This is a genomic window from Lysobacter sp. K5869 (assembly GCF_018847975.1).
In the GTDB taxonomy this organism is placed as follows: Bacteria; Pseudomonadota; Gammaproteobacteria; order Xanthomonadales; family Xanthomonadaceae; genus Lysobacter.
Genome location: NZ_CP072597.1, coordinates 680571 through 706748, shown reverse-complemented (window position 1 = coordinate 706748; position 26178 = coordinate 680571). Strand labels below are relative to the sequence as shown.

At 70.0% G+C, this 26178-nt stretch carries 24 protein-coding genes and 1 riboswitch; of the genes, 13 read left to right on the top strand and 11 right to left on the bottom strand.

Annotated features, from left to right (window positions below):
- Window positions 1-23: 23 nt before the first annotated feature.
- Both J5226_RS03015 and mutM read right to left on the bottom strand, forming a co-directional pair.
- The gene (locus J5226_RS03015) at window positions 24-596 is read right to left on the bottom strand and encodes an ECF-type sigma factor (RefSeq protein WP_074871731.1); all 573 of its coding nucleotides are present in this window, start codon (window positions 594-596) and stop codon (window positions 24-26) included.
- A gap of 264 nt (window positions 597-860) precedes the next feature.
- Window positions 861-1673 carry a bifunctional DNA-formamidopyrimidine glycosylase/DNA-(apurinic or apyrimidinic site) lyase gene (gene mutM / locus J5226_RS03010; RefSeq protein WP_215838386.1) on the bottom strand — a complete coding sequence of 271 codons (813 nt, stop codon included), beginning with the start codon at window positions 1671-1673 and terminating at the stop codon, window positions 861-863.
- A 199-nt stretch (window positions 1674-1872) separates the two neighbouring features.
- Between mutM and J5226_RS03005 the strand changes: the two genes are divergently transcribed.
- The 8 genes from J5226_RS03005 to J5226_RS02970 all read left to right on the top strand — a co-directional run bounded on the left by J5226_RS03005 (window position 1873) and on the right by J5226_RS02970 (window position 9692).
- Window positions 1873-2781: a CHAD domain-containing protein gene (locus J5226_RS03005; RefSeq protein WP_215838385.1), complete on the top strand. Its 909-nt coding sequence runs from the start codon at window positions 1873-1875 to the stop codon at window positions 2779-2781.
- Window positions 2782-3138: 357 nt separating this feature from the next.
- Window positions 3139-4344 carry a fatty acid desaturase gene (locus tag J5226_RS03000; RefSeq protein WP_215838384.1) on the top strand — a complete coding sequence of 402 codons (1206 nt, stop codon included), beginning with the start codon at window positions 3139-3141 and terminating at the stop codon, window positions 4342-4344.
- Window positions 4345-4705: 361 nt separating this feature from the next.
- On the top strand, window positions 4706-4879 hold the full coding sequence (locus J5226_RS02995) for a hypothetical protein (protein WP_215838383.1): 174 nt from the start codon (window positions 4706-4708) through the stop codon (window positions 4877-4879).
- 129 nt (window positions 4880-5008) lie between these two features.
- Window positions 5009-5335, top strand: a complete 327-nt coding sequence (locus tag J5226_RS02990; RefSeq protein WP_255323081.1) for a hypothetical protein — start codon at window positions 5009-5011, stop codon at window positions 5333-5335.
- A 133-nt stretch (window positions 5336-5468) separates the two neighbouring features.
- A complete protein-coding gene (locus J5226_RS02985) occupies window positions 5469-6380 on the top strand; it encodes a kanamycin nucleotidyltransferase C-terminal domain-containing protein (RefSeq protein ID WP_215838381.1) in 912 nt (303 codons plus the stop codon).
- A 375-nt stretch (window positions 6381-6755) separates the two neighbouring features.
- Window positions 6756-7742 (top strand): hypothetical protein, encoded by a 987-nt coding sequence (locus J5226_RS02980; protein ID WP_215838380.1) that lies wholly within the window; start codon window positions 6756-6758, stop codon window positions 7740-7742.
- Entirely contained in the window at window positions 7739-8470 is a 732-nt protein-coding gene (locus J5226_RS02975; protein WP_215838379.1) for an ABC transporter ATP-binding protein, read from the top strand. The genes J5226_RS02980 and J5226_RS02975 overlap by 4 nt, the downstream gene beginning before the upstream one ends.
- A gap of 357 nt (window positions 8471-8827) precedes the next feature.
- Window positions 8828-8932: riboswitch (glycine riboswitch) on the top strand.
- A 154-nt stretch (window positions 8933-9086) separates the two neighbouring features.
- Window positions 9087-9692 (top strand): trimeric intracellular cation channel family protein, encoded by a 606-nt coding sequence (locus tag J5226_RS02970; protein WP_215838378.1) that lies wholly within the window; start codon window positions 9087-9089, stop codon window positions 9690-9692.
- A 1-nt stretch (window position 9693) separates the two neighbouring features.
- Here J5226_RS02970 and J5226_RS02965 read toward each other — a convergent pair whose 3' ends face one another.
- From J5226_RS02965 to J5226_RS02955, 3 genes are all read right to left on the bottom strand, one after another.
- A complete protein-coding gene (locus tag J5226_RS02965) occupies window positions 9694-10272 on the bottom strand; it encodes a uracil-DNA glycosylase family protein (protein ID WP_215838377.1) in 579 nt (192 codons plus the stop codon).
- A 205-nt stretch (window positions 10273-10477) separates the two neighbouring features.
- On the bottom strand, window positions 10478-12142 hold the full coding sequence (locus J5226_RS02960; protein ID WP_215838376.1) for an MFS transporter: 1665 nt from the start codon (window positions 12140-12142) through the stop codon (window positions 10478-10480).
- Window positions 12143-12389: 247 nt separating this feature from the next.
- A complete protein-coding gene (locus J5226_RS02955) occupies window positions 12390-13820 on the bottom strand; it encodes a DcaP family trimeric outer membrane transporter (protein ID WP_255322974.1) in 1431 nt (476 codons plus the stop codon).
- Window positions 13821-14102: 282 nt separating this feature from the next.
- Between J5226_RS02955 and acs the strand changes: the two genes are divergently transcribed.
- From acs to J5226_RS02935, 4 genes are all read left to right on the top strand, one after another.
- A complete protein-coding gene (acs, locus tag J5226_RS02950; RefSeq protein WP_215838375.1) occupies window positions 14103-16055 on the top strand; it encodes an acetate--CoA ligase in 1953 nt (650 codons plus the stop codon).
- A gap of 314 nt (window positions 16056-16369) precedes the next feature.
- Window positions 16370-16795 (top strand): YciI family protein, encoded by a 426-nt coding sequence (locus J5226_RS02945; RefSeq protein ID WP_215838374.1) that lies wholly within the window; start codon window positions 16370-16372, stop codon window positions 16793-16795.
- Between the two features lie 202 nt (window positions 16796-16997).
- The gene (locus tag J5226_RS02940; protein WP_215838373.1) at window positions 16998-17450 is read left to right on the top strand and encodes a VOC family protein; all 453 of its coding nucleotides are present in this window, start codon (window positions 16998-17000) and stop codon (window positions 17448-17450) included.
- A 379-nt stretch (window positions 17451-17829) separates the two neighbouring features.
- On the top strand, window positions 17830-19089 hold the full coding sequence (locus J5226_RS02935) for an RNA polymerase sigma factor (protein ID WP_215838372.1): 1260 nt from the start codon (window positions 17830-17832) through the stop codon (window positions 19087-19089).
- Between the two features lie 490 nt (window positions 19090-19579).
- Here J5226_RS02935 and J5226_RS02930 read toward each other — a convergent pair whose 3' ends face one another.
- From J5226_RS02930 to J5226_RS02910, 5 genes are all read right to left on the bottom strand, one after another.
- Window positions 19580-20296 carry an MgtC/SapB family protein gene (locus J5226_RS02930; protein ID WP_215838371.1) on the bottom strand — a complete coding sequence of 239 codons (717 nt, stop codon included), beginning with the start codon at window positions 20294-20296 and terminating at the stop codon, window positions 19580-19582.
- Between the two features lie 167 nt (window positions 20297-20463).
- Window positions 20464-21759: a nitrate/sulfonate/bicarbonate ABC transporter ATP-binding protein gene (locus J5226_RS02925; protein ID WP_215838370.1), complete on the bottom strand. Its 1296-nt coding sequence runs from the start codon at window positions 21757-21759 to the stop codon at window positions 20464-20466.
- A gap of 47 nt (window positions 21760-21806) precedes the next feature.
- The gene (locus J5226_RS02920) at window positions 21807-23552 is read right to left on the bottom strand and encodes an ABC transporter permease subunit (RefSeq protein ID WP_215838369.1); all 1746 of its coding nucleotides are present in this window, start codon (window positions 23550-23552) and stop codon (window positions 21807-21809) included.
- On the bottom strand, window positions 23479-23835 hold the full coding sequence (locus J5226_RS02915) for a hypothetical protein (protein ID WP_215838368.1): 357 nt from the start codon (window positions 23833-23835) through the stop codon (window positions 23479-23481). Before J5226_RS02915 ends, J5226_RS02920 begins: the two co-directional genes overlap by 74 nt.
- Window positions 23836-23881: 46 nt before the next feature.
- A complete protein-coding gene (locus J5226_RS02910; protein ID WP_215838367.1) occupies window positions 23882-24544 on the bottom strand; it encodes a hypothetical protein in 663 nt (220 codons plus the stop codon).
- A gap of 606 nt (window positions 24545-25150) precedes the next feature.
- On the opposite strand from J5226_RS02910, the gene J5226_RS02905 reads away from it, so the two are divergent.
- On the top strand, window positions 25151-25447 hold the full coding sequence (locus J5226_RS02905) for a hypothetical protein (RefSeq protein ID WP_215838366.1): 297 nt from the start codon (window positions 25151-25153) through the stop codon (window positions 25445-25447).
- Window positions 25448-25575: 128 nt separating this feature from the next.
- On the opposite strand, the gene J5226_RS02900 is transcribed toward J5226_RS02905, so the two are convergent.
- On the bottom strand, window positions 25576-26169 hold the full coding sequence (locus J5226_RS02900; RefSeq protein WP_215838365.1) for a TetR/AcrR family transcriptional regulator: 594 nt from the start codon (window positions 26167-26169) through the stop codon (window positions 25576-25578).
- Window positions 26170-26178: the final 9 nt, after the last annotated feature.

Below are 26178 nucleotides of genomic sequence, written 5' to 3'. Positions count from 1 at the left end.
GCGGACCGCGGCGCATTGCGCGCTCAGCGGCTGGGTTCGTCCTGCAGCGAAGCCAGCAGGAACAGTCGCGCTTTTTGCCAATCGCGACGGATGCTGCGCTCGGAGCGTTGCAGCAGCGCGGCGATTTCCAGTTCCGACAGGCCGGCGAAGTAGCGCAGCTCCACCACCTGGGCCAAGCGCTGATCGACGGCGGCGAGCTTGGTCAACGCCGAATCCAGGCCGAGGGTGTCCTCGTCCAGGCGCAGGCCGCCTTCCACGTCGTCGGGCAGTTCGGTCACGCGGTGCAGATCGCCGCCGCGTTTTTGGGCGAGGCGTTGGCGCGCGTAATCCACCACGACGCTGCGCATCGCGGACGCTGCATATGCGAAGAAATGTGCGCGATCGTCGAACTGCGCTTCGCGCCGGCCCACCAGTTTGAGGTAGGCCTCGTGCACCAGCGCGGTGGCGTCGAGGGTCTGGCCGTGCTGGCCGGCGAGTTGTCGCCGGGCCATGGTGTGCAGTTCTTGATACAGCGTCGCGAGCACGCGGTCGAGCGCGCCGCGATCGCCCTCGCGGGCTGCGTCCAGCAGGATCGTGATGTCAGCGCTTTCGGCCATGTCGCCCCCGGTTCGGACCAGACTATAGCGCGTTCAGCTTGGCTTGGAAGCGACACAGGTGGCATCGAACCTGCGCCGGAACGCAGCAAAAGCCTGCTTTGAAGGCTGCTTTTCGATACATGCGAACTACCCCGCCAACACAACGCGCGGGACGCCTTCGCGATGACACGGCGACGTCCCGCAGCGATCAACGGCAAGGGCGCGCCAATCCGGACAGTGCGGCCGGTCGCAGTCCGGGCGCGGGCGACCGCGCCGGAGCCGCATTCAGCGTTGGCAGTGCCCGCACCAGACCGTGGTGCGCTGACCGATGCTGGCCTGCTTGAGCGGCCGTCCGCAGCGCGGGCAGGGCTCGCCGCCGCGGCCGTAGGCGGCCAATTCCTGCTCGAAATAGCCCGGCGCGCCGTCGGGGCTGATGAAGTCGCGCAAGGTGGTGCCGCCGCGCTGGATCGCGTAGCCGAGGATCGTTTTGATCGCGCCGGCCAGCTCGGCGTAACGCTCGCGCGAGACCTTGCCGGCGGCGCGCAGCGGCGACACGCCGGCGGCGAACAGCGCTTCGGCGGCGTAGATATTGCCGACGCCGACCACGACTTTCTGATCCATCAAAAACGTTTTCACCGGCGCCTTGCGGCCGCGGCTGAGCTGGAACAGGTAGTCGCCGTCGAACCCGTCCGACAGCGGTTCCGGGCCGAGATCGCGCAGCAGTTCGTGGATTTCGCCGGGCGGCTGCCACAGCAGGCAGCCGAACCGGCGCGGGTCGTTGAAGCGCAGCACGCGGTCGTCGTCGAGCAGCAGGTCGACGTGGTCGTGATCGCGCACCGGGGTGTCGGCGGGCAGCACGCGCAGGCTGCCGGACATGCCCAGGTGCAGCAGGGCGCTGCCGGCGGCGGTGTCGATCAGCAGGTACTTGGCGCGCCGGCGCACGGCGTCGATGCGCTGGCCGGGCAGGGTGTCCTCGATCGCCGCCGGGATCGGCCAGCGCAGGTCCGGGCGGCGCAGGATCGCGGTGACGACGTGGCGGCCTTCCAAGTGCGGCGCCAGGCCGCGCCGGGTGGTTTCGACTTCAGGCAATTCAGGCATGGGGCTCAGCGTACTATCCCGGTCGGGGCGGCGCTTGCTAGCGTCGGCCCGAATTCGGGAGTCCGCCATGCCGCAGGCCGTCGTCGAAGCCGCTGTCGAAGGGACCGAGTCCGTCGCTCGTGCGGCCGCGCCGCGCGGGCGGCGACGGCCGATGCAGGCGGCGGGCGCGAGCGGCGGACGGGCGGCGGATGCCGGCGAAGTGCCGGCGACGGCGGACGGTTCGCAGAACGCTCCGCGCGGCGCGGCGCCGTCCGCGCATCGCAACGGCGCGCGCGGCGATGTCTACATCGAACAACCCAAGGACGCCGAACCGCGTCCGCCCGGCCAGCGCCTGCGCGCTTACGCCACGCGCGAAATCGATCAGGCGCTCGACGCGCTGGGCTGGAGCGGCAACCGCGTCCACGCCGGCGTGCACCTGGGCCGCAAATGCCTGCGCCGCGCCCGCGCCACGCTGGCGCTCGGCGGCGCCGGCTTGGGGCCGGGCACCGAATTGATCGACCGCGCGCTGCGCGATCTCAACCGCGACTTGTCGCAACTGCGCGACGCGCACGCCTTGGTCGAAACCTTGGACCGGCTGCTGCGCGGCGCCGCGCTCGCGCCCGAAGCGCGCACCCTGCTGGCCCGCGCGCGCCGCGCCGCCGCGGCCGCGCGCGCGCAGGCCGCGCACGCGGCGCGCGCGGACGACCCCGGCCTGGGCCGCCGCCGCGCGCTGCTGCGGGTGCTGCGCGCCGGGTTGCGCGCGTTGCCGTGGGCGGAGCTGCAAGCGCGCGAATGGCGCGACGGCGTCGCCGCCAGCCTGGAGCGGGTCGCCCGCGCCGGCGAGCGCGCCCGCGCCAGCGGCGACGACGAGGACTGGCACGAATGGCGCCGCCGCGCGCGCCGGCTGTCGCAGCAGCAGCGCGCGCTCAAGAGCGCCGGGCTGGGCGCGGACGCGCCGAAGTTCGACAAGCACCAGATCGAGCGGTTGGGCGAGGCGCAGGATCTGACGCTGTTGCTGGCGCATTGCGGCAAGGGCTCGCCGTTCGCCAAGGCCGAGCGCGGGGCGGTGAAGGCGTTCGCGCGCGGGGAACTGGAGCGGGCGCGGGAGCGGATCGAGGCGCCGGAGTAGGGCGGTGGCGTCGTCGTTGGGGTGGCGCGGTCGCGACTTGCGTCGCTCCTACAGGGGGTGGGCGAGGCTCCGGTTCCGACGGTAGGAGCGAGGCGAGTCGCGACCGCGAACCCGCACCGTCCGACGCCCCTCGTGGCGTCCCTGAACGCCCCAAACACCGCCCGCCGCGCCTGAACCGCCGCGTCCTGCCCGTTCCGCGCCGGCTTGCCCGTTGGAACTCACAACCCCATCACAACCATCGGCCGGCCATACCGGCGCGAACGGTGGAGCCGTAATGGCATCATCGGCTATACAACTGTCCTTTAATTGCCCGCCACCCCCAGGCGTCGTCCGCCGCCGCCGTCCCCGGAGTTCGCAATGCCCGCGTCCCTGATCGATTTCCTCGCCGGAGGCCTGGTCCAGGCCAGCTTCTGGGAGTTGGTCGTGTACTTCCTGGTGGTGACCCAGCTCACCATCCTGTCGGTGACCTTGTACCTGCATCGTTCGATGGCGCATCGCTCGGTCGACTTCCATCCGGTGCTGGCGCATTTCTTCCGGTTCTGGACCTGGCTGACCACCTCGATGATCACCAAGGAGTGGGCGGCGATCCATCGCAAGCACCACGCCAAGTGCGAGACCGAGGACGACCCGCACAGCCCGCAGTTCAAGGGCATCGACACGGTGATGTGGCGCGGCGTGGAGCTCTACCGCCAGGCCCGCACCGAGCGCGACGACATCGAGAAGTACGGCAAGGGCTGCCCGGACGATTGGATCGAACGCAAGCTCTACACCCCGTGGGCGACCTTCGGCCCGGTGCTGCTGCTGGTGGCGAGCTTCGCCCTGTTCGGCTTCGCCGGCGTGGCGATCTGGGCGCTGCAGATGGTGTGGATCCCGTTCTGGGCCGCCGGCGTGGTCAACGGCCTCGGCCACTGGTGGGGCTACCGCAACTTCGAGACCACCGACACCGCGACCAACCTGACCCCGTGGGGTTTCTGGATCGGCGGCGAAGAACTGCACAACAACCACCACGCGTTCCCGAGTTCGGCCAAGTTCGCCCTGCGCAAGTGGGAGTTCGACATCGGCTGGACCGCGATCCGCGGCCTGAGCGCGCTGCGTCTGGCCAAGGTGCTGCGAGTGGCGCCGACCTTGGACGTGCGCCCGAACATCGCCATGCCCGACGGCGAAACGCTCAAGGCGCTGCTGGCGATCCGCTTCCAGGCGATGACCGACTTCTACCGCAACGTCACCCTGCCGAGCCTGCGCGAAGACGCGGGCGATGCCGGCGAGCGCGTGCGCGCGCTGCCGCGGCGTCTGCGCAAGGGTTTGGCCGACGGCGGCCGCTGGCTCGACGACGGCGCCCGCGCGCGCCTGCAGAGCTGGGTGGCCGAGCGTCCGCGCATGGCCCAGTTGGCCGATTTCCGCCAGCGTCTGGCGCAGGTGCTGGACGACCGCTCGCACGACGCCCAGGCCACGCTGCAGCGCCTGCACGCGTGGTGCGTGGAGGCCGAAGCCAGCGGCATCCAGTCGCTGCAGGCGTTCTCGGCGCGGCTCAAGGGCTACGCGTTGGCGCCGGCGCGCTACTGATCCGCCGGCCCCGGCGGGATCCGAAAAACCCGCGCTCCGGCGCGGGTTTTCTTTTGTTCGACGCGCGCCGAAGCGGGAGTGAGACGGCCGTGGCTTCGCCGATTGCGCGGCCCGGCGCGCGGGCGTAGCGTCGCCGGGCATGGAATTCCGGCGCCGCCGTCCGGCCGCGCCGCACACGGAGGTGGCGCGTGCCTGGACCGATCCGAGGCCCGAACGTTCCCATTCGCCGCGCCGTCGCGCCGGCCGCCTTCGCGCGCCGGCGTCCCGCTTCGTTCGCGTTCAAGGACGAACCGCCCATCCGCGACCGCGACTGCGCGCCACGGAGCGGCGCCGGCGAGCGCACGCGTAAGGAGAGAGCACGATGAAGACGTTCCGCACCCGTCGCTTCAAGGCCTTGGCGCTGGCGGCGCTGTTCGCCGCCGGCATCGGTTTCGGCGCCGCCCAGGCCGACACCAAGTACGCCGAAGGCTGCGCGCCCAAGTCCGGCTGCCAGTTCGGCGGCACCCGCTTCGCCTGCTGCCAGGACGACAGCTGATCCGCCCGCGCGGCCGGCGCTCCGCGCGCCGGCCGTGCACTTGCCCGCCGCGCCCATGCGCGGCAGGCTGCGCGCATCCCCCGTTGCGGAGCGCGCATGCGCCGGTTGCCTCTCGTGTTGCTCGCGTCGATGGTTCCCTTGGCGCTGTACTGCCCGCGGGCCGCGGCGCAGGAAGTCACCTCCACCGGCGACTACCTCTCGCGCATGGACGCCGACCACGACGGCCGGGTCTCGCTGAGCGAATACCAGGACTGGCTCAGCTACGCCTTCGACGCGATGGACGCCAACCGCGACGGCGTGCTCGACGCCTCCGAACAACCCGCCAGCGGCCGCGGCGCGCGCCCACCGCTGACCCGCGAACAGCACCGCAAGACCTTGGCCGAGCGCTTCGCCCGGCAGGATCGCAACCACGACGGGTTTTTGGACGCGCGCGAGTTGGCGTCGCCGCCGCAATAACCGCGTCGTCGCGCATCCGACGGTAGGAGCGGCGTAAGCCGCGATCGTGGCGGCCGGTCGCGTCGTATCCGCGGTTTCGATCGCGGCTTACGCCGCTCCTACAGGTAGGGAGCGCGCATCGCGCGGCCGAAGGATGCGCCCCGCATCCCACCCCAAGCGCAAGCCGCGTCGCAACGCCCGCATTGCGCAATTGCCGCGCCGGCAAGCGCCGTGGTACCTAGTCGCGATGGATTACGCACTGCCGCAGGGCGAACTCGATACCTTGTTCGCCGGACCGCAATCGGTCACCTCCGAACAACGCCGCGACCTCGTCGCCCTCATTCTCGAACGCCTGCGCCAGCGCTACGGCGAACGCCTGTTGGCGGTGGCGCTGTACGGCTCCACCGCGCGCGACAGCGACGGTCCGTATTCGGACGTCGAGCTGTGGGCGGTGCTCGACGACGCCGCGTTCGGCGAGGATTTCGACGAATCGCTGGAATGGGTTCACGGCCGCGGCAAGGCCGAGGTCAACCTGATGTCGCGCAGCGCGGTGGAAGCGTTCGCGCGCGAAGTCGACGAGACCTGGCCGATCAGCCACGGCCAGTTCGTGCACGCGCGCGCGCTGTGGATCGCGCCGGACCACGGCGCGCTGTTCGAGACCCTGCGCTCGCTGGCCGCGCACCCCGACGACGCGGCGGTGGAGCGGGCGATGGCCGAGATCGTGGTCGGCGAGCTGTACGAACTGATCGGCAAGCTGCGCAACCGCTACGCGCGCAAGCCGCTGGCGCTGCTGGCCGGCGAGTTCGCCGTGCACGTGGCGTGTCTGGCCGGGTTGGCCGAGCGCCATTTGTTCGTCACCGCCGGCACGATGTTCGACGAAGCGGCCGATCTGCCGGGGCCGGACGGCGCGGCGGAGCTGTATCGGTTGGTGGCGCAGGGCGAGCTCGGCGACGAGGCGCGCATCGTCGCGGCGCTGGAGCGGGTCTGGGCCGGGCTGGAAACCTGGGTGCGCGATGTGGCGTTGACCGAGGCGGTGCGGCGGCGGTGCGTGGCGGGGGAGCGTTGACGGCGGCGGCGGCGGCGGCGGAGCGCGTGCGTTCGGTTTGAATGCGTGGGGCTTCGGGGCGGTCGTTTGCGTGGCGCGTTTGCGGTTTGCGTCGTGGTCGAGTTGCCGTGGTCGCGGCTTGCGCCGCTCCTACAGGTGGGGCGTCGATGCTGCGTGGGGCGGGGCGTTTGCGTCGGTTTGCTTAGTGTTTGTGGGCTGCCGATTTGCGTTGTCGCGGCTTACGCCGCTCCTACAGCCGGTGGGATGCGGCTAGGGGTTGGCCGCGGGCGCGAGGGGCGGAAAGTTCCGTTCGCGGCGCCCATCTGACGGCACTGGGCCCGCCGGTGTCCGGGCGAACACCATCGCGCAACCTCGACCGCGCTACCCTCGCCGATCATGCCGCCCTTGTTCCATCCCTGGCTGCGCGAAGCCCGCCTCGCCGCCCTGCGCGGCGGCGGTTGGAAGCGCGGGCGCGGCGCGGTCGCGGCGCTGGCCTTGGCCCTGGTCGGCGCGCTCGGGATGCGCGCGGCGGGCGGCGAAGCGGCGGCCCTGCCGGCGGCGTTGCCGCGCTTGGTCGCGCAGTCGCCGTTGCCGTTCGCCTTGCTCGCGTTGGCGCTGTCCTACGCCAGCGCCCGCGCGCGCTTGAGCGCGCTCGACGACACGTTGCGGCACGGGTGGTGGGCGGCCGCGCCGGTCGAGCCGGCGCGCGCGACCCGCACCTTGATCCTGCTCGCCGCGCTCGGCGGCGCGGCCGCCGTGTTCGTCGTCGCGGCGATGCTGATCGCGTTCGGCGGCGACGGCGAACGTTTGCGCACCGCGTTCTTCGTTGTAGCGGCGGGCCTCGTACCCGGCACCGCGCTCGGGCTGATCGCGGCGTTGCGCCAGCGTCGCCGTCCTGTGCAACGTTTGCGCGAAGGCGCGCGCGAGCCCTTGTTCGGTTTGCGTTGGCTCGACGATGCGCGCCTGCCGCATCTGAGCGATTGGCAGCGCCGCGAAGCCTTGCTGCGCTGGCGGCGCGGCGGCCACGCCTGGATGATCGGCGCGGTGCTGCTGGCGTTGCCGGGCTCGACCGCGCTGACCTCCGGCGCCGGCGTGCTGCTGATCGCCATCGCGTTGGCGTGGTTCAGTCTGCTGGCCCAGGCGTGCGCCGCCGCCAGCGTCGCCGCCGCGCGCGCGCTGGCCGCGGCGCCGTCGTCCCGGCGAGGGTTCGTGCGCGCGGCGTGGCGCTATCCCGCGTTCGCGTTCGTCTGCGCCTGCGCGATGGCCGGCGCGGGCGCGGTCTTGCTCGGTTTGAGTTGGCGCGCCGCGCCGGCGTTGTTCGGCATCGCGCTGTTGATGTGCTTGCCCGCCTTGACGGCGCTGCGCGGAGAACGTCGGTCATGAACGCGGCATTGGAACTGCAAGGGCTGCAGCACCGTTACGACGAACACGCGGTGCTGCACGGCATCGACCTGCGCTTGATGCCCGGCGATTTCGCCGCGCTGATCGGCCCGAACGGTTCGGGCAAAACCACCTTGCTGCATTGCTTGTCCGGCTTGCTGCGGCCGAGCGCGGGGCGGGTGTCGATCGGCGGCCGCGACCTCGCCCGCGAACCGCTCGCGGCCAAGCGCGCGCTCGGCTTCGCGGTCGACCCGGCGCGCTTGCCGCCGCTGCTGAGCGGCCGCGAATGCCTGCGCCTGTTCGCCGGCGCGCGCGGCCTCGACGCGATTCCCGAGGCGACGCTGGCGCTGTGCGCGACCTTGTCGCTGGCGCCGATGCTCGACCGCCGCATCGGCCAGTACTCGCTCGGCACCCGGCAGAAACTGGCGATCGCGCTGGGGCTGCTCGGCGAGCCGCCGCTGTTGGTGTTGGACGAACCGCTCAACGGCTTGGACCCGCTCAGCGCCTATGCGCTCAAGCGGCATCTGCAGCAACTCGCGCGCGAACGCGGCGTGGCGGTGTTGCTGGCGACGCATTCGCTGGATGTGGCGGAGCGTTTCATCACCCGCGCGGCGTTGCTGGTGGACGGGCGGTTGCGGCGGCAGTGGGGCGCGGACGAGTTGGATGCGATTCGTGGCGACCCTGGGCGGTCGTTGGAGCAGTCGATGGTGGAGGCGTTGGCGCAGGAGTAAGCGAAGGTCCGGACGGCTTCGCGGCGTCGAAGGCTCCCTGTAGGAGCGGCGCGAGCCGCGACCGCGGGGTTTCCGCTCGCGGCGCAAGTTTCGTCGCAGTTGGGTTGCCGCGGTCGCGGCTCGCGCCGCTCCTACAAGCAGATCGCGTTACCGGCGTCGTCGGTCGGATGCGCATGCCGGTCGCCGGCGAACGGCCCGATCCGGACGCGTCCGTTCGCCGCGCGCCTGCTACCATGCCGCCCGTTCGCAGAAGAGAGGCGCCGGCCCACGGCCGCCGCCCGCCGAAGGCGCAGGCTCCCATAATCGCTCAGGCCCGGTTCGACGAACCCGATTCGCCGAACCGGACCACTGCAACGACATCGCCGATCTGGAGAGAGGCCGCATCGACGGCCCACCGAAGGGGCAAGCGGTCCGGCCACGCCGGCGCCGCGCAAACTCTCAGGTAAAAGGACAGCGGGAGCGGCGCCGCGGCTCAGGCCACGGAAACCCATGCGCATCGCCGCGCGCCTTCGCGCGCGCGTCCCGCCGACCGCCCGCGTCCGTTCGCGGCGCGGTCCGCGTGCGCCTGGGGCTCCGCGCCGCCGCGGTCCCCCCGACCGTCGCCGGAGTTCTCCCTGTGTTGTTGCAGATCATCTACCTCATCGCCATCAGCGCCGAAGCCATGACCGGCGCGCTCGCCGCCGGCCGCCGGCGCATGGATTTGTTCGGCGTGGTCATCATCGCTTGCGTCACCGCATTGGGCGGCGGCTCGCTGCGCGACATCGTGCTCGGCCACTATCCGCTGGGCTGGGTGCGCCACCCCGAATATCTGGCCTACACCGTCGGTGCGGCGTTCGCGGCGACGTTCCTGGCGAAGAAGCTGCATCGCCTGCGCCGCGCTTTCTTGTGGCTGGACGCGCTCGGCCTCATCGCTTTCACCTTGATCGGCTGCGCGGTGGCGCGCGAAGGCGGCCACCAGCCGGCGATCGTGGTGATCGCCGGCATGCTCACCGGCGCCTTCGGCGGCGTGCTGCGCGATGTGCTGTGCAATGAGATTCCGCTGGTGTTCCAGCGCGAGTTGTACGCGGTGATCTCGCTGCTGACCGGCGTGGCCTATCTGGTCCTGTTGCGCGTGGGCGTGGCCGAAAGCGTCGCCGTGCTGGGCTGCCTGGGCGGCGGCTTCGCGCTGCGCTTGCTGGCGATCCGCTACGAGTGGGAAATGCCCAAATTCGTCTACCAGTGACTCATTCGGCCAGCGCTCGCGCGACTTGCTCGCGCAGCGCCGGCACCAGTTCGCGCTCGAACCACGGATTGCGCTTGAGCCACAGGTTGTTGCGCGGGCTGGGATGCGGCAGCGCGACCAAGCGCGGCCATCGTTCGCGCCACGCGGCCACCGCTTGGGTGAGCGAGGCCGCGCCCGGCAGATGCCAGGCCTGCGCGTATTGGCCGACGGCCAGGGTCATGCGCACGCCGCGCAATTGCGGCAACAGGCGCGCCTGCCACGCGGGCGCGCATTCGGGCCGCGGCGGCAGATCGCCGGACTTGCCCTTGCCGGGATAGCAAAACCCCATCGGCACGATCGCCACGCGCGCGGCGTCGTAGAAGGTTTCGCGATCCACCCCGAGCCAATCGCGCAACCGCTCGCCGCTGGCGTCGTCGAACGGAATCCCCGACTCGTGCACCTTGCGCCCCGGCGCCTGCCCCGCGATCAACAGCCGCGCGGCGGCGCTGGCTTGCAGCACCGGCCGCACGCCGTGCGGCAGGTGCGCGGCGCACAGGGTGCAGGCGCGGATGGCGTGGAGGAGGGGCGGGAGGGAGGGCATGGGGGAAGCAGGGGAATGAGGGGAATAAAGGGAACGGGGAATGGTGGGTGTTTCGTTGTTGGACAGTATGGTCTCGAATCGGCTTCCCAACGCGCCGCAGCCGCCACTCCCCATTCCCTATTCCCCTCTTTCCCTCTTTCCCTTTTGCCCCCCAAACAACAGCGCCGGCTCGAAAGCCGGCGCCGTCACCCGAAGCGAAGTCACCTCACTCCGTAATATCCCGATCCTTCGTCTCCGGCAGGAACAGCGCCCCGATCACCACGGTCAGCGCCGCCACCACCACCGGATACCACAGGCCGCTGTAGATGTTGCCCGTGGCCGCGACGATGGCGAAGGCGGTGAACGGCAGGAAGCCGCCGAACCAGCCGTTGCCGATGTGGTACGGCAGCGACATCGAGGTGTAGCGGATCCGGGTCGGGAACAGTTCCACCAGCCACGCGGCGATGGGGCCGTAGACCATGGTCACCAGCAGCACCAGGAAGGTCAGCAGCAAGATCACCATCGGCTTGTTGATCTGCGCGGGATCGGCCTTGGCCGGGTAGCCGGCCTTGCCGAGCGCTTCGGTGAGCTGCTTGCCGAAGCCTTCCGACTGTGCCTTGAACGCGGCGCTGTCTAGCCCTTCGCCCTCGAAGCTGGTCAGCACGGTGCCGCCGATGCTCACCGTGGCGACGCTGCCGGCCGCGCCGGGCGCGTTGTTGTACGGGATGCCCTTCTTCGCCAGCGCCGACTTGATCACGTCGCAGGATTGTTTGAACGCGGCCTTGCCGACCGGATCGAACTGGAACGCGCAACGCGCCGGATCGGCGGTGACGGTGACCGGCGAAGCGGCGACCGCGGCTTCCAGCGCCGGATTGACGTTGTGGGTGATCGCCTTGAACACCGGGAAGTAGGTCAGCACCGCGATCAGGCAGCCGCCGAGCACGATCACCTTGCGGCCGATCTTGTCCGACAGCCAGCCGAAGAACACGAAGCCGCCGGTGGCCAGCGCCAGCGCGATGGCGATGAAGATGTCGGCCTGGTTGGGGTCCATGCCGAGCGTCTTGGTCAGGAAGAACAGCGAGTAGAACTGGCCGCCGTACCAGACCACCGCTTGACCGGCGGTCGCGCCGAGCAGCGCCAGCAGCGCGATCTTGCCGTTCTTGGAGAAGAAGCTCTCGGTGATCGGCGCCTTGGAGGTCTTGCCCTCGGCCTTCATCTGCTGGAACAGCGGCGATTCGGCGAGCTGCATGCGGATCCACACCGACACGCCGAGCAGGATCACCGAGACCCAGAACGGAATGCGCCAGCCCCAGGCTTCGAATTCGTCCTTGCCCAGGTAATTGCGGCAGCCCCAGATCACCAGCAGCGACAGGAACAGGCCGATCGTCGCGGTGGTCTGGATGAAGCTCGTATACAGGCCGCGCTTGCCGTTGGGCGCGTGCTCGGCGACGTAGGTGGCCGCGCCGCCGTACTCGCCGCCGAGCGCGAGGCCCTGCAGCAGGCGCAGCACGATCAGGATGATCGGCGCGAGGATGCCGAGCGTCGCGTAGCTGGGCAGGATGCCGACCAGGAACGTCGACAGGCCCATCAGCACGATGGTGACCAGGAAGGTGTACTTGCGCCCGATCATGTCGCCCAGGCGGCCGAACACCAGCGCGCCGAACGGCCGCACCGCGAAGCCGGCGGCGAAGGCGAGCAGGGCGAAGATGAACTGGCTGGTCTCGTTGAGGCCGCCGAAGAACTGCTTGCCGATGATGACGGCGAGCGAGCCGTACAGATAGAAGTCGTACCACTCGAACACGGTGCCGAGGCTGGAGGCGAAGATCACCTTGCGGTGGTCCTTGGTCAGCGGCGCCGAGTGCGGGGCGGTGCTGGCGGTGGTGCTGGACATGAGCTGTTCCCCCGAACAGTGGAATGGAAGCGGGTCGTGGCCCGCCGGGGCGTCTTTCTCGGTGTTGTCTTTTCGGTGTGGCTGCGCGAAGCCGTCGTTTTCGCGCCGAAACTTTCAGTCCGTCCTCCCCGCGAACGCGGGGATCCGGAGACTTCAGCGCCATGCCTGGATGAAGCCCTGAATTCCCGCTTTCGCGGCAACGACGGCTGGAAGCGGCGTCGCCGCCGCGTCCACGTGCGATTCGCGATCAGAAGCTGTACTTCACATGCGTCTGCAACCGGTTCAACTCGCCTTTCTCGCCGGTCTCGATCTCGCGCTCGCCCCAGATGTACTCCGCGCCGATGTCGAGCTTGGGAATCGGCGTGTAGATCAGGTTGACGTGCGCGGACTGCGCCGACTTGGTGATGCCCAGCCCGGTCAGCGCGGTCTTGTTGTCGTACTGCGCCCGCGAATAGAACACGTTGCCGCGCAGCTTCGGACTGAACACGTGCCGCCAGCCGACGAAGCCGGCGACCAGATCGATGTTCTCCAACTCGCCGTTGCCGTCGAGCACCGCGTCGTTGTTGAGCGCCAGACCGACATAACGGCCGATGCCGCTGCCGGCGGTCACCATGTAGCGCAGGTCGTCGCTGGCGCCGAGGTTCCACTTGCCCGACACGCTCAGGCCGTAGCCGGTGCTGCTGTCGTTGACCCGGCCGGCTTGATACTTCAGCTGCCGCGCCAAGGCGCCGACGCTGAAATGGCCCCACTCGCCCTTGGCGGTGTAGCGCGCGGTCACGTCCGGCACCGCGCCGTCGTCGCCGGCGACCTGCGCCATGTTGCCGCGGAACGGCGTGTAGACGGTCTCCGGGTTTTCCACCGAGAACGACCACGGCCCGCTGGTGTAGCGCAACTGCGCTTGCCGCACGAACACCGTGCCCTCGGTGGGGCCGAGGAAATCGACCGTGTCCGGCAGCGCGTTGGCGTCCTGGAAGTTCGACCAGGTCTGGCCGGCCAGCCACTTGTTCCAGGTCACGTAAGCGTGGCGCAAGGTCAGCGCGTAAGTGTTGGTGGCGATCTCGTTGCCGGTGAACGCGGTGGAACCGCCGCCGAACAGATCGAATTCCAGATAGCCCTTGAGCTTGTCGCCGCTGTCCAGGTCGGTGTCGGCGGCGAACCAGAAGCGCGAGAAGTTCGCGCCCATGTCGGTGTCGCTGCCGCCTTCGCGGGTGGCCTTGGCGCCGACCGGAATGGCCTTGGGCACGTAGAACAAGCGGCCGACCGAGCCGTCGGCGATGTCGCCGCCGTCGGTCGAGGTGACCGAGGCGTCGAGCTTGATGAAGCCGCCGTAGCTGAAACGCGTGCCCGGATTGGCCGAGGGACTGATCGTGGTCGATTGGATCGGATTCTTGGCCGGCGCCGCCGCCACCGCGGGCGCGGCGGCCTGTGCGGTCTTGACCTCGGCGACCTGGGTCTGGACTTGCTGTTGCTGCGAGACCAGTTGCTGGACCATGCGCTCCAGTTCGGCCACGCGCGCTTCCAGCTCTTTTTCCTTGGCGGTCTGGGCCAGGGCGTGGCCGGGCAGCAGCAGCGCGAGCAGCACCGAGGCGGCCAGCAGCGAGCGGCCGCGCGGCCGCGTCGCCGCGGCCGGGATACCGGCGCGCTCCCCCGCGCCGCGTGTAAGCAGGCTAGACGACATCGTGATTCCCTCCCGAGGAATGCCGCCCGGAGCGAACGGCCGAGGCCAGCCTGCGCGTGGCCGGCGCGGCGCCACCATTCGCCATTGGTCGAAAAACGACGCCTGTCTGCGCGGCTTACGACCATGGTCTAACGCCGCGGCGCAGCGTGCGTTGTTGCACTGCGGCACACTGAGAGGACTACGGACGAACCCTGCGGAAGGCGAAACGGCACCGCCCGTCCGCTATCCTCAGCGGTCCCGCGTCCGACCCCACGCAGCCACGGCACATCGCACGGAGCCCCCATGAGCAACCCCGCCAGCGTCCATCCCGTCGATCCGGCGTTCGCCGCCCAGTCGCGCTACACGCGCGAGGAGTACGAGCGCCAGTACGCCGAGTCGGTGCGCGACCCGGACGCGTTCTGGGGGCGCGTCGCCCAGCGCCTGGAGTGGTTCAAGCCGCCGAGCAAGATCGGCAACGTCAGCTACGACCTCAACGATTTCCGCATCAAGTGGTACGAGGACGGCGAACTCAACGTCAGCGTCAACTGCCTCGACCGCCACCTCGCCGCGCGCGGCGACAAGACCGCGCTGCTGTTCGAGCGCGACGACCCCAACCAGCCGGCCGAGCGCATCACCTACCGCGAGCTGCATGCGCGCGTGTGCCGTCTCGCCAATGCGCTGCGCCATCTCGGCGTGGCCAAGGGCGACCGCGTCACCATCTACCTGCCGATGATTCCCGAAGCGGTGGTGGCGATGCTGGCCTGCGCGCGCATCGGCGCGATCCACTCGGTGGTGTTCGGCGGCTTCGCGCCCAATTCCATCGCCGACCGCATCGCCGACTGCGCCAGCAAGCTGGTCATCACTTCCGACGAAGGCCTGCGCGGCGGCAAGAAGATTCCGCTCAAGGCCAACGTCGACGCGGCGCTGAAGCTGCCGGGCACCAACTCGGTCGAGACCGTGCTGGTGGTGCGCCACACCGGCGCCGCGGTCGAGATGCAGATGCCGCGCGACCGCTGGTACGAAGCGGTGGTCGAAGGCCAAAGCGAGACCTGCGAGCCCGAGCGCATGAACGCGGAAGACCCGTTGTTCATCCTCTACACCTCCGGCAGCACCGGCAAGCCCAAGGGCGTGCTGCACACCAGCGGCGGCTATCTGGTCTACGCCAGCTTCACCCACGAAGCGGTGTTCGACCTGCGCGAGGACGACGTCTACTGGTGCACCGCCGACGTGGGCTGGGTCACCGGCCACAGCTACATCGTCTACGGCCCGCTCGCCAACGGCGCCACCGCGCTGGTGTTCGAGGGCGTGCCGAACTATCCGGACGTGTCGCGCTTCTGGAACGTGATCGACAAGCACCACGTCACGATCTTCTACACCGCGCCGACCGCGATCCGCGCGCTGATGCGCGACGGCGACGAGCCGGTCAAGCAGACCTCGCGCAAGTCGCTGCGCTTGCTCGGCACGGTCGGCGAGCCGATCAATCCCGAGGCGTGGCGCTGGTACTACGACATCGTCGGCGACGGCCGCTGCCCGATCGTGGACACGTGGTGGCAGACCGAGACCGGCGGCATCCTGATCACCCCGCTGGCCGGCGCCGTCGATCTCAAGCCCGGCTCGGCGACCAAGCCCTTCTTCGGCGTGCAGCCGGCGCTGGTGGACGCCAACGGCAAGCTGCTCGAAGGCGAGGCCGAGGGCAATCTGGTGCTGACCGCGTCGTGGCCGGGGCAGATGCGCACGGTCTACGGCGATCACCAGCGCTTCATCGAAACCTACTTCAAGACCTATCCCGGCAACTACTTCACCGGCGACGGCTGCCGCCGCGACGCCGACGGGTATTACTGGATCACCGGCCGCGTCGACGACGTCATCAACGTCAGCGGCCACCGCATCGGCACGGCCGAGGTCGAGAGCGCGCTGGTGCTGCATCCCAAGGTCGCCGAAGCGGCCGTGGTCGGCTTCCCGCACGACCTCAAGGGCCAGGGCATCTACGCCTACGTGACCTTGATCGCCGGCGAAGCGCCGAGCGAGGAACTGCGCAAGGAACTGGTCGCCTGGGTGCGCAAGGAAATCGGCCCGATCGCCACGCCCGACCACCTGCAATGGGCGCCGGGCCTGCCGAAGACGCGCTCGGGCAAGATCATGCGCCGCATCCTGCGCAAGATCGCCGAGAACGCGCCGGACCAGCTGGGCGATACCTCGACGCTGGCCGATCCGTCGGTGGTGGAGAGCTTGGTCAACGAGCGCTTGGGCAAGTAAGCGCGAGCGCGGGCCGATCGGGGCTCGCGCCTCAGTCATCGAAGCGGCGAACCGGGAGAATCGGTCCGCCGCTTTTTTTCTGGCCGCGCAAGTCCGGTTTCCCCCTGTAGGAGCGGCGTGAGCCGCGACCGCGGGGTCGCCGGTCGCGCCGTAACCGCGATGTCGCGGTCGCGGCTCACGCCGCTCCTACCAGCGGCTTCGGCCCCATCCCGCGCCGGAAAAATTTCCGCGCCGGCCTTGTCGATTCCCCCGATCCCGGTTCGTCGTCTTCCTAGAAACCGGCGCTTCCGCCGGCCAAAACGAGGACCACGACCATGAAATTCATGCTGATCGTCAAAGCCACCGCCGACAGCGAAGCCGGCGTCATGCCCAGCACCGAACTGCTGACCGCGATGGGCGCCTACAACGAGGAACTGGTGCGCGCCGGCGTGCTGCTGGGCGGCGAAGGCCTGCACCCGAGCTCGCGCGGCGCGCGCGTGCACTTCGACGGGCGCGCGCGCCGCGTCGCCGACGGGCCGTTCGAGGCGCCGGGCGAGTTGATCGCCGGGTTCTGGCTGATCCAGGCGCGTTCGCTGGAAGAAGCGGTGGAGTGGGTCAAGCGGGTGCCGAACCCGGACGGCTCGCAGTCGCAGATCGAAATCCGCCAGGTGTTCGACGCCGCCGACTTCGGCGACGCGCTGACGCCGGAGCTGCAGGCCGCCGAGGAACAGCTGCGCGAGCAGGTCGCCGGCCGCCATTGATCCGCCGATAGGGCGTTCGCGCCGATGCATCCGCCTCGGGCGGGACCGGCATCGCCGAACTGAACGCCCCCGTGACGCCGCGAAAAAAACTTCGCGAATGTGTCGATCCGGCCTTTTCCCATCCGTCGTCTTCATGAAAGCGCAGCGCGATCCCCCGCCGCGACCGCGCCTTCCCCCTTCATCCGAACCAGGAGCCGCCACCATGCAACTCAACACCTACCTGTCCTTCAACGGCGATTGCAAGCAAGCCTTCGAGACCTACCAGAAGATCCTCGGCGGCAAGATCCACGCGTTGATGCCGTTCGGCGACAACCCGGGCTGCGAGCACCTCAGCGAGACCGAGCGCAGCAAGATCATGCACGGCTGCTACGAGCTCGACGGCTTCATGCTGATGGGCACCGACGCCACCGAGGCCTATCCCTACCAGAGCGTGAAAGGCGCGCACGTCACCTTGAGCCTCAACGACCCGGAACACGCCGCGCGCATCTTCAAGGCGCTGGCCGAGGGCGGCCGGATCGAAATGCCGCTGCAGGAAACCTTCTGGGCGCTGGCCTACGGCATCCTCACCGACCGTTTCGGCGTGCCGTGGATGGTCAATTGCGTGCAGGCGATGGGCTGCGTGGAAGGCGAGGAACACGGTCAGGCCGCCGCCTGAACCGGCGGGCGGCGGCAGCGGCGGGCGGCGGCGCGAACCGTCGCCCGGTCTAGCGGTGGCGGCGCGCCGCTGCTGCCGTGGCCGTCGTCATTCCCGCCGCGGGCGCTCCCGCGCCGTCGTACCCCACCGTTCTCCCTCATCCGTCATTCCGGCGAAAGCCGGAACCCATTTTGCTCTTGATTTCCCGTCTGCCCGAGCGAACGCAAAATGGATTCCGGCTTTCGCCGGAATGACGGGTAGGGGAGGCGGCGACGGAAGCGCCCGCCGCAGCACCCGCGAGCGCGTCGCCACGCACAAACGAGAAAAAACACCGGCCGCGCCCCCGCGCGGCCGCGCCGACCCTTGCGACTCGGCGCGCGAGGTGGTGTCATCCGTCGCCATGACGGCCACCGACACCCACCGCGCCATCGACGCCGTCTGGCGCATCGAATCGGCCAAGCTCATCGCCGGTCTCACCCGCATGGTCCGCGACGTCGGTCTGGCCGAGGAACTGGCCCAGGACGCGCTGATCGTGGCGCTGGAGAAATGGCCCGAGACCGGCGTGCCCGACAACCCGGGCGCGTGGCTGATGCAGACCGCGAAGAACCGCGCCATCGACCGGCTGCGGCGGCGCAAGCTGCTCGACCGCAAGCACGAGCAGATCGGCTACGAACTCGAATCCGACCAGGACGACGCCGAAGACAAGTTCTTCGACAAGCTCGACGACGACATCGGCGACGACCTGCTACGCCTGGTGTTCATCTCCTGCCACCCGGTGCTGTCCACCGAAGCGCGGGTCGCGCTGACCTTGCGCCTGCTCGGCGGCCTGACCACCGACGAGATCGCGCGCGCCTTCCTCGCCAGCGAACCGACCATCGCCCAGCGCATCGTCCGCGCCAAGCGCACCTTGGCCGACGCGCAGGTGCCGTTCGAGGTGCCGCGCGGCGAGGAGCTGGCCGAGCGCGTGTCCTCGGTGCTGGAAGTGATCTATCTGGTCTTCAACGAAGGCTATTCGGCCACCGCCGGCGACGACTGGATGCGGCCAAACCTGTGCGAGGACGCGCTGCGCCTGGGCCGCATCCTGGCCGGGTTGATGCCGAAGGAACCGGAAGTGTTCGGGCTGGTCGCGCTGATGGAAATCCAGGCCTCGCGCGCGAAGGCGCGCACCGGCCCGGACGGCCAGCCGATCCTGCTGCTCGATCAGGACCGCTCGAAGTGGGACCGCCTGCAGATCCAGCGCGGCCTCGCCGCGTTGGAGCGTGCGGTGCAGCTCGGCGGCTCCGAAGGCCCGTACGTGCTGCAGTCCGCCATCGCCGTTTGCCACGCCCGCGCCGCCACCGCCCAGGACACGCCGTGGGCGCGCATCGCCGCCTTGTACCAGCGGCTGGCCCAGCGCACGCCCTCGCCGGTGGTCGAACTCAACCGCGCGGTCGCGGTGTCGATGGCGTTCGGCCCAGAAGCGGCGCTGCCGCTGGTCGATGCGCTGATGCAGGAGCCGTCGATGAAGCAGTACCACCTGCTGCCGAGCGTGCGCGGCGACCTGCTGTTCAAGCTCGGCCGGCGCGAGGAAGCGCGCGCCGAATTCGAGCGCGCCGCCGGCCTGACCCGCAACGGCCGCGAACGCGAATTCCTGCTCGGCCGCGCCGCCGAGTGCGCCTGATGCGACGGTGGCCCCTGTAGGAGCGGCGTAAGCCGCGACCGCGACACCGCACATGCGGCGCGACCGGCCATTCCGCGGTCGCGGCTCGCGCCGCTCCTACAGGGCGAGCCCGTGACCTGTGCGGTGGTTTTCAGCTGCGAGCGTTGATAGCTCGCGACGTACGAAGAAGCGCCTGCGACGTCGCCGCGATTCCGACTGTAGGAGCGGCGTAAGCCGCGACCGCGACATCGCGCTTGCGACGCGACCGGCTACCCAGCGGTCGCGGCTTGCGCCGCTCCTACAGGGCGAGCCCGTGACCTGTGCGGTGGTTTTCAGCTGCGAGCGTTGATAGCTCGCTACGTACGAAGAAGCGCCTGCGACGTCGCCGCGGTTCCGACTGTAGGAGCGGCGCAAGCCGCGACCGCGACATCGCGCTTGCGACGCGACCGGCTACCCCGCGGTCGCGGCTCACGCCGCTCCTACAGGCTGCATCCGCGACATCCGGCGCGACTCAATCGCGCGTGCTCGACTCCCAGGTCGCATGCATCACCCCCGGCAAGCGCCGCAATCGCTCCACCACCGCGTCCAATTCCGCCGCCACCACCGCGGTGCTGACCAAGGTCGCGACGATCTCGGTCGTGGTCTCGCCGTGCTCGTCCACGTCGACATCGCCGACGGGATAATTCGCCGCCTCCAGATGATCGACCAGCCACTCGCGCGCCGCCGGCGCCGACTCCGGTGCGGCGCTCAGGCGCACCTCATAGGTCGCTTCCGACACGCGTTCGTCGATCGGAACCCGGTTGATCGCGTTGACCAGCGGCCGCAGCAAGGTGTTGCCGGCGATCACGAACGCGGTCAGCAGCGCGCCCTCGGCGATCATGTCGGCGCCGGTGCAGGCGCCGACCGCGGCCGAGCACCACAGCGTCGCCGCGGTGTTGAGGCCGCGCACGTTCATGCCTTCCTTCATAATCACGCCGGCGCCGAGGAAACCGATGCCGGACACCACATAGGAGATCACCCGCACCGCCTCGACGCTGCCGGCCAAGCGCATGCCCAGATCGACGAACGCGGCCGCGCCGACCGCGACCAGCACGTTGGTGCGCAGGCCCGCGGTGCGCTGGCGGTACTGGCGCTCGGCGCCGATCAAGGTGCCCAGCACGAACGCGGCCAGCAGGCTGGCGACGGTGTCGAGGAACGGCAGCAGTTGGAAGGTGTGCAGGAAGCGCATGGCGGCTCCGGTGGTGGGGCGTGTGGGGTAAGCGAGGGCCGCGTCGGTGCAGAAGATCCGCTTGCGACAGCCTCGCCCGCGAAGATGACGGCCGGTGCGGGGCGCGCGCCGACGCGCCACCCGCGTTCGCGGGCGGGCCGCGATGCCGACGCCTCAAACAGTGGGGATCAACCCGGGTTGTCCAGGCTGAACCGGTCCGCCGCTTCGTCGTAAGCGAAATACTCCGCGTAGCGTGCCCACGACGTGACCGCGCGCAGGGTCGCGGCCGCGTAGTCGGGCGACATGTGGTCCTCCAACTCGTCGCGGAAGCGCCGCGCCGGCGCCTGATGCGCGGCGCGTTCGTCCAGCACCCGGCGGATGTGCGCGGCCAGCGGCACGTGCGCGGCCAGTTGGCGCGCGAACAAATGCTTGCGCGCGTCGGTATCGAGCGCGACGAAGCGCGCGCCGGTCTCGCTCAGGCGCAGGTCGCCGTCGCCGAGTTCGGCCAGTCCCAGCAGTTGCAGGCTTTCGGCGATGGGGAACAGTTCGTCGATCTCCAACTGCAACTGCGCCGCCAGCGCCGGCAAATCGGCGTGGCCGCGGTACGGCGGTTCGGCCAAGGCTTCGATCAAACCGGCGATGAGGTTGCTGGAGACCTGCGGCAATTCCATCGCCAAACCGCCGCGCGGCGCCGCGCCGGGTTGTGCGCCGCCGGTCATGCGCTGGTAGATCGCATCGACCAGCTCGCGGAACGCCGGATCGAAGCGGTCGCGCGGCTGCGTGAGTTCGACCCGGATCTCCTCGATCACCCGGCCCGGGTGCGAGCCGAAGATCAGGATGCGGTCGCACATCAACACCGCTTCCTCGATGTTGTGGGTGACCATCAGGATCGATTCGATCGGCATGCGGCGCTCGGCCCACAGGTCGAGCAGATCGCCGCGCAGCGTCTGCGCGGTGAGCACGTCGAGCGCGGAGAACGGCTCGTCCATCAGCAGCACTTTCGGCTCCACGACCAGCGCGCGGGCGAGGCCGACGCGTTGCCGCATGCCGCCGGAAAGCTCCTTCGGATACGCGCTTTCGTAGCCGTCCAAGCCGATCAGGTCGATCGCCGCGAGCGCGCGCTGGCGCCGCTGCGCGGGCGCGACGCCGCGCGCTTCCAGGCCCAGTTCGACGTTCTGCAGCACGGTCAGCCACGGGAACAGGGCGAAGCTTTGGAACACCATGGCGATGTCGGCCGGCGCGCGGCTCAGCGGCGTGCCGAGGAATTCGACTTCGCCGGCGCTGGGGCGGATCAAGCCGGCGATGGCGCGCAGCAAGGTCGACTTGCCCGAACCGGAACGGCCGAGCAGGCCGACGATTTCGCCGGGATGCAGTTGCAGATCGACGTGGTCGAGCACGCGCAGCGGTTCGCTGCCGGCGCGGGCGTAGTGCTGGCTGAGGCCGCGCACGTCGATCAGCGGGCGGAGGCAGGTGTGCAGGGTCATGAGAAAACTCCTTCCAAATTCATTCGGCGAGCGAAGGCGGCGCGCGCTCAATCCAGGCGCAGGCGCCGTTCGGCGTAGGCGTACAGCGGGCGCCACAGGGCGCGGTTGAAGGCGGTGACGAACAGCGACATCACCGCGACGCCGAGGACGATGCGCGGGAAGTCGCCGGCCTGGGTGGCGCGGGCGATGTAGGAGCCCAGGCCGTAGGCTTCGACGTGGCGGTCGCCCCAGCTCACGAACTCGGCGACGATGCTCGCGTTCCACGAGCCGCCCGACGCAGTGAGCGCGCCGGTGACGTAGTAGGGGAACACCGCCGGCAGGATCGCGCGGCGCCACCACGTCCACGAGCGCAGCCGGTACACCGTCGCGGCTTCGCGCAAATCGGTGGGCACCGCGCTGGCGCCGGCGATGACGTTGAACAGGATGTACCACTGCGTGCCCAGCACCATCAGCGGCGACAGCCACACGTCCGGGTTCGCGCCGGTGGCGAGGATCGCGATCACCGCGCCGGGAAACAGCACGTTGGCCGGAAACGCCGCCAGCAACTGCGCGAGCGGCTGCAGACGCTGCGCCCAGCGCGGACGCAGGCCGATCCACACGCCGACGGGCACCCAGATCAGACTCGCGATCGCGATCAGCACCGTCACCCGCAACAGCGTCGCGAGGCCGCCGCCGAAGGCCGCGCGCAAATCCGCGCCGCCGAGATGCTGGCGGCCGTAGTCGAACGCGAACCACGCGCCGAACGCCGCGGCCAGCAGCAGCGCCGCCAGCCATGCGCGGTCGAGCCACGGCGAGGCCTTCGCCGCCACGCCCGCGGCCGCGACCGGCGCGCGCGGCCGCAGCCGCAGGCACAGCGCGCGCTGCCACAGCCACGTCAGAGGCCGCAGCGCGCGCTTGCCGGCGCGGGTGCGGCGGATCAGTTCGTACATCCACGAACGCGGCCGCTGCTGGCTCGCGGTCTGCTCGCTGCGGAACTTGTCGGCCCAGGCCACGATCGGGCGGAACAGCAACTGATCGCACAGCACGATGGTCAGCGCCATCGCCGCCACCGCCCAGCCGACCGCGGCGAAGTCCTCGCGCGCGATCGCCAAGGCGAGGTATGAGCCCACGCCCGGCAACGTCACCGTGGTGTCGCCGACGGTGATCGCTTCGGAGGCGACGATGAAGAACCAGCCGCCGGACATCGACATCATCGCGTTCCACACCAGGCCGGGCATCGCGAACGGCGCCTCCAGCCGCCAGAACCGTTGCCACGCGCTCAGACCGAAGCCGCGCGCGACTTCGTCGAGATCGCGCGGCAAGGTGCGCAGCGATTGGTAGAACGAGAACGCCATGTTCCAGGCCTGACTGGTGAAGATGGCGAACACCGCCGCGCATTCGGCGCCGAGCTGGCGGCCCGGGAACAGGCCGAGGAAGGCGGTCACGGTGAAGCTCAGAAAGCCCAGGACCGGCACCGATTGCAGGATGTCCAGCGCCGGCACGATCAAGCGCCCGGCGCGCGGGCTCTTGGCCGCCCAGGTGGCGATGGTGAAGGTGAACAACAGCGAGGCCAGCATCGCGGCGAACATGCGCAGCGTGGTGCGCAGCGCGTAATCGGGCAGGCGTGCGGGATCCAACGAGATCGGGTCCAGGTGCAAGGCCGACAGCGGCGCGCGCGTTTCCATCGCCGCGTGCGCCAGCGCCACGGCGCAGGCGATCAGCAGGGCGAAGGCGATCAGGTCATAAGCGTTGGGCCACCAGCGCTGGCGCAACAGCGCCGGCGGCAGCAGCGAGAAGGGACGGAAGACGGACATCGGGGCGGGCCTCGGCGGAACGGAACGGACGCGCGCGGCGCAGCGCGCGCGGGGCAGAGCGGTCGTCGCGTTTTCGTCCCGGCGGTTCGTCGGCCGCGTCGGCGCGCACCCAGCGGCATTCCAGACGGCCGCTCGCGAGCGAGCGGCGCCATTGCGCGATCAGCGGCCCGGCCGGCGGCGCGGCGTCGCGCGCGCGCAGTTGCGCGCAGGCCAGCCGCAGCAGCGGCGCGAGGCCGCGGTGTTGAGCGCGGGCGCGGTGCAGGGGGAAGTGCAGCAGGGTCATGGCGTCCTCCTTGCGGTGGGTTCGACCGGTCGATGGAGCGCGGCGTTCAACGCAGCGCGAGGTTGAAACCGAGGGTCAGCCAGGGACCGCGCGGATCGCGTTCGCGGTCGCCCAGCAGCAGGTCGAAGCTGGCGTCGTCGCTCAGCGCGCGGCGCAGGCCGAGTTGGCCGCCGGCATCGCCGTGGGCGTCGGCATAGAGCTCGGCCAGCGCGGTCCAGCGCGCGCTCAGCGCCTGCTCCAGGCCGACGCCGCCGGTGAGCCGCGCACGGCCTTGGCGCGGCTGATTCCAGCCGAGATTGAGGTGCCACAAACGCGGGCCGTTCGGATCGGGGCCGAGCGTCAGCGGCAGATTGAAGGTCCAGCCGTCGTAGCGGCCGCCGCTCCAGTTGGCGCTGAGCGACGCGGCCAACGCCCAACCCTGCGCGGAGGCGCGCAGCACGCGCTTGGCGCTCAGGCTCTGCGCGGCCGCCGCGTGCGGCGCGGCGTAATCGCTGTGGCTCAGGCCGAGTTCGGTGCCGGCGACATCGCAGGCCGGCGCCAAGGTGAACTCGCGCGCCGGCGCGGCGCCGCGCAGCCAGCTTTCGAGCTGGCAACGGCCGCGCGCGACGGTGGCGGCGTCGTCGACGTACAGGCTGGCGCCGGCGCGCGCGGCGCCGGCGTGCAGCGACAACGCCGCGAACAGGCAAAACAGGGCGAAACGGAAGGGCATCGGCGCGCTCCGGTCGAACGGAAACGCCAAAGGCCACCCGGAAGCGGTCTTCGAGTGGACTGCAGTGCGATGGGAAAACGAGCGCGCGCCCGTGCCGCGCTAAGCGGGCGACGGAGAGGGCGATGCGGGTTGCGTGCGACTCGGCTTCGTTCTGCGCGAACGGAGCCGACCTGGGACATCCCAGACCTGAAGCGATCCGTCAGCGCAAGCGCTGCAGCGAAGGTCTAGATCGACTGTCCAAGGGGGCCTCTGGTGGGCGGAAGGGAAACTTGCGGGGCGCATGATCCTCGCCGAATCCGGCCGGGTCAACCCCGTTCGCGCGACGGCGGCGCGATCCGCCAGAACCGGTTCAGTCGGGCGGCGGGCGGGTGTTACAAGGTTGCAGCGGCCGAGGCCGCGGCGTTGCGGAGATGGAATTCACGAGCGCCGAAACCGCGAAAGCGCGGGTTTTTAGCGAATCGTTTACGCGCGCGCGGCGCGACTGCGCTCACCATGGGACGCGGTTGCAAACGATGGGGGAGCAAGCGGATGCGATAAGCCGACCGATAAGCGGTTCGATGTACGCGCCGATGGACCGAATCCCGCGACCGACAAAGGACGAAACGCATGCACCCGATTTCCTGGACGATCATCGCCGTGGTGCTGGTGTTGAACGTGGTGGCGACCGCACGCATCCGCGACAACGAAAACCTCTCGCCGTCGATGCGCCATTGGCAATGGCTTCTGGTCTGGCTGCTGCCGGTGTGCGGCGCGGTCGTGACCCTGATCGCGCGGCTGACGCTCGACGTCGATGCGCAAGACGCGCCGGCCGGCGACGAACGCGGCGAAGCGGACAGCGAGTTCATGAGCTACGCGCAGACCACCAGCACCGCCGAAATCGCCGACATCGGCAGCGGCGACTGACCGCATCGTCGCCGCATAGCCCCCTGTAGGAGCGGCGCAAGCCGCGACCGCGCCAGCGCGCACGCGCCGCAAGCCCGATTTCGCTACTTGCGCCGCCACACAAACCCCGGCCCCGCGCCGCCGCGCCTTCAAGCGCGCGCGATCGTCGCCTCGATCAACGCCGCCAAAGTCGCCGCCGCGTCGGCTTCCTCGATGCGCCCATGCGTCATCTCGCGCGACAGCGCTTCGCCCGCGCCGACGATGGCGATGCAGCGACGTTGCAGTTCGCCCGCGCCGACCTTCGCATACGGCGCCAGCAAGCCGCGATAGAACTCGACGTAACCGGCGGTGAGCTCGCGCTGCACCCGCTCCATTTCCTCGTCGCCCTTGAGCGCGGCGAAGATCGCGTGGCATTCCGGGCCGGCGGTGCGGAAGCAGCTCATGTAGCTCTCGCCTATCAGCCGCGCGACATCGCCCAGGCGCTTGGGCGTGCGCTCGAAATCCTGCGCGACGGTGACGGCTTGGCGTTCGTCGATGCGCTTGTACAGCGCGATGAGCAGGCCCGAGCGGGTGCCGAAATGTTCGTAAGCGATGGGTTTGCTGACGCCGGCGCGCTCGGCCAGATAGCCCAGGGTGAGGGCGTCGGTGCCTTGCTCGCGCACGATCGCCATCGCCGTTTCCAGCAATTGCTCGCGGCGCTCGGCCTTGGCCATGCGCTTGGCGGGAGCGGTAGTGGCGTTCATCGGGGGCGG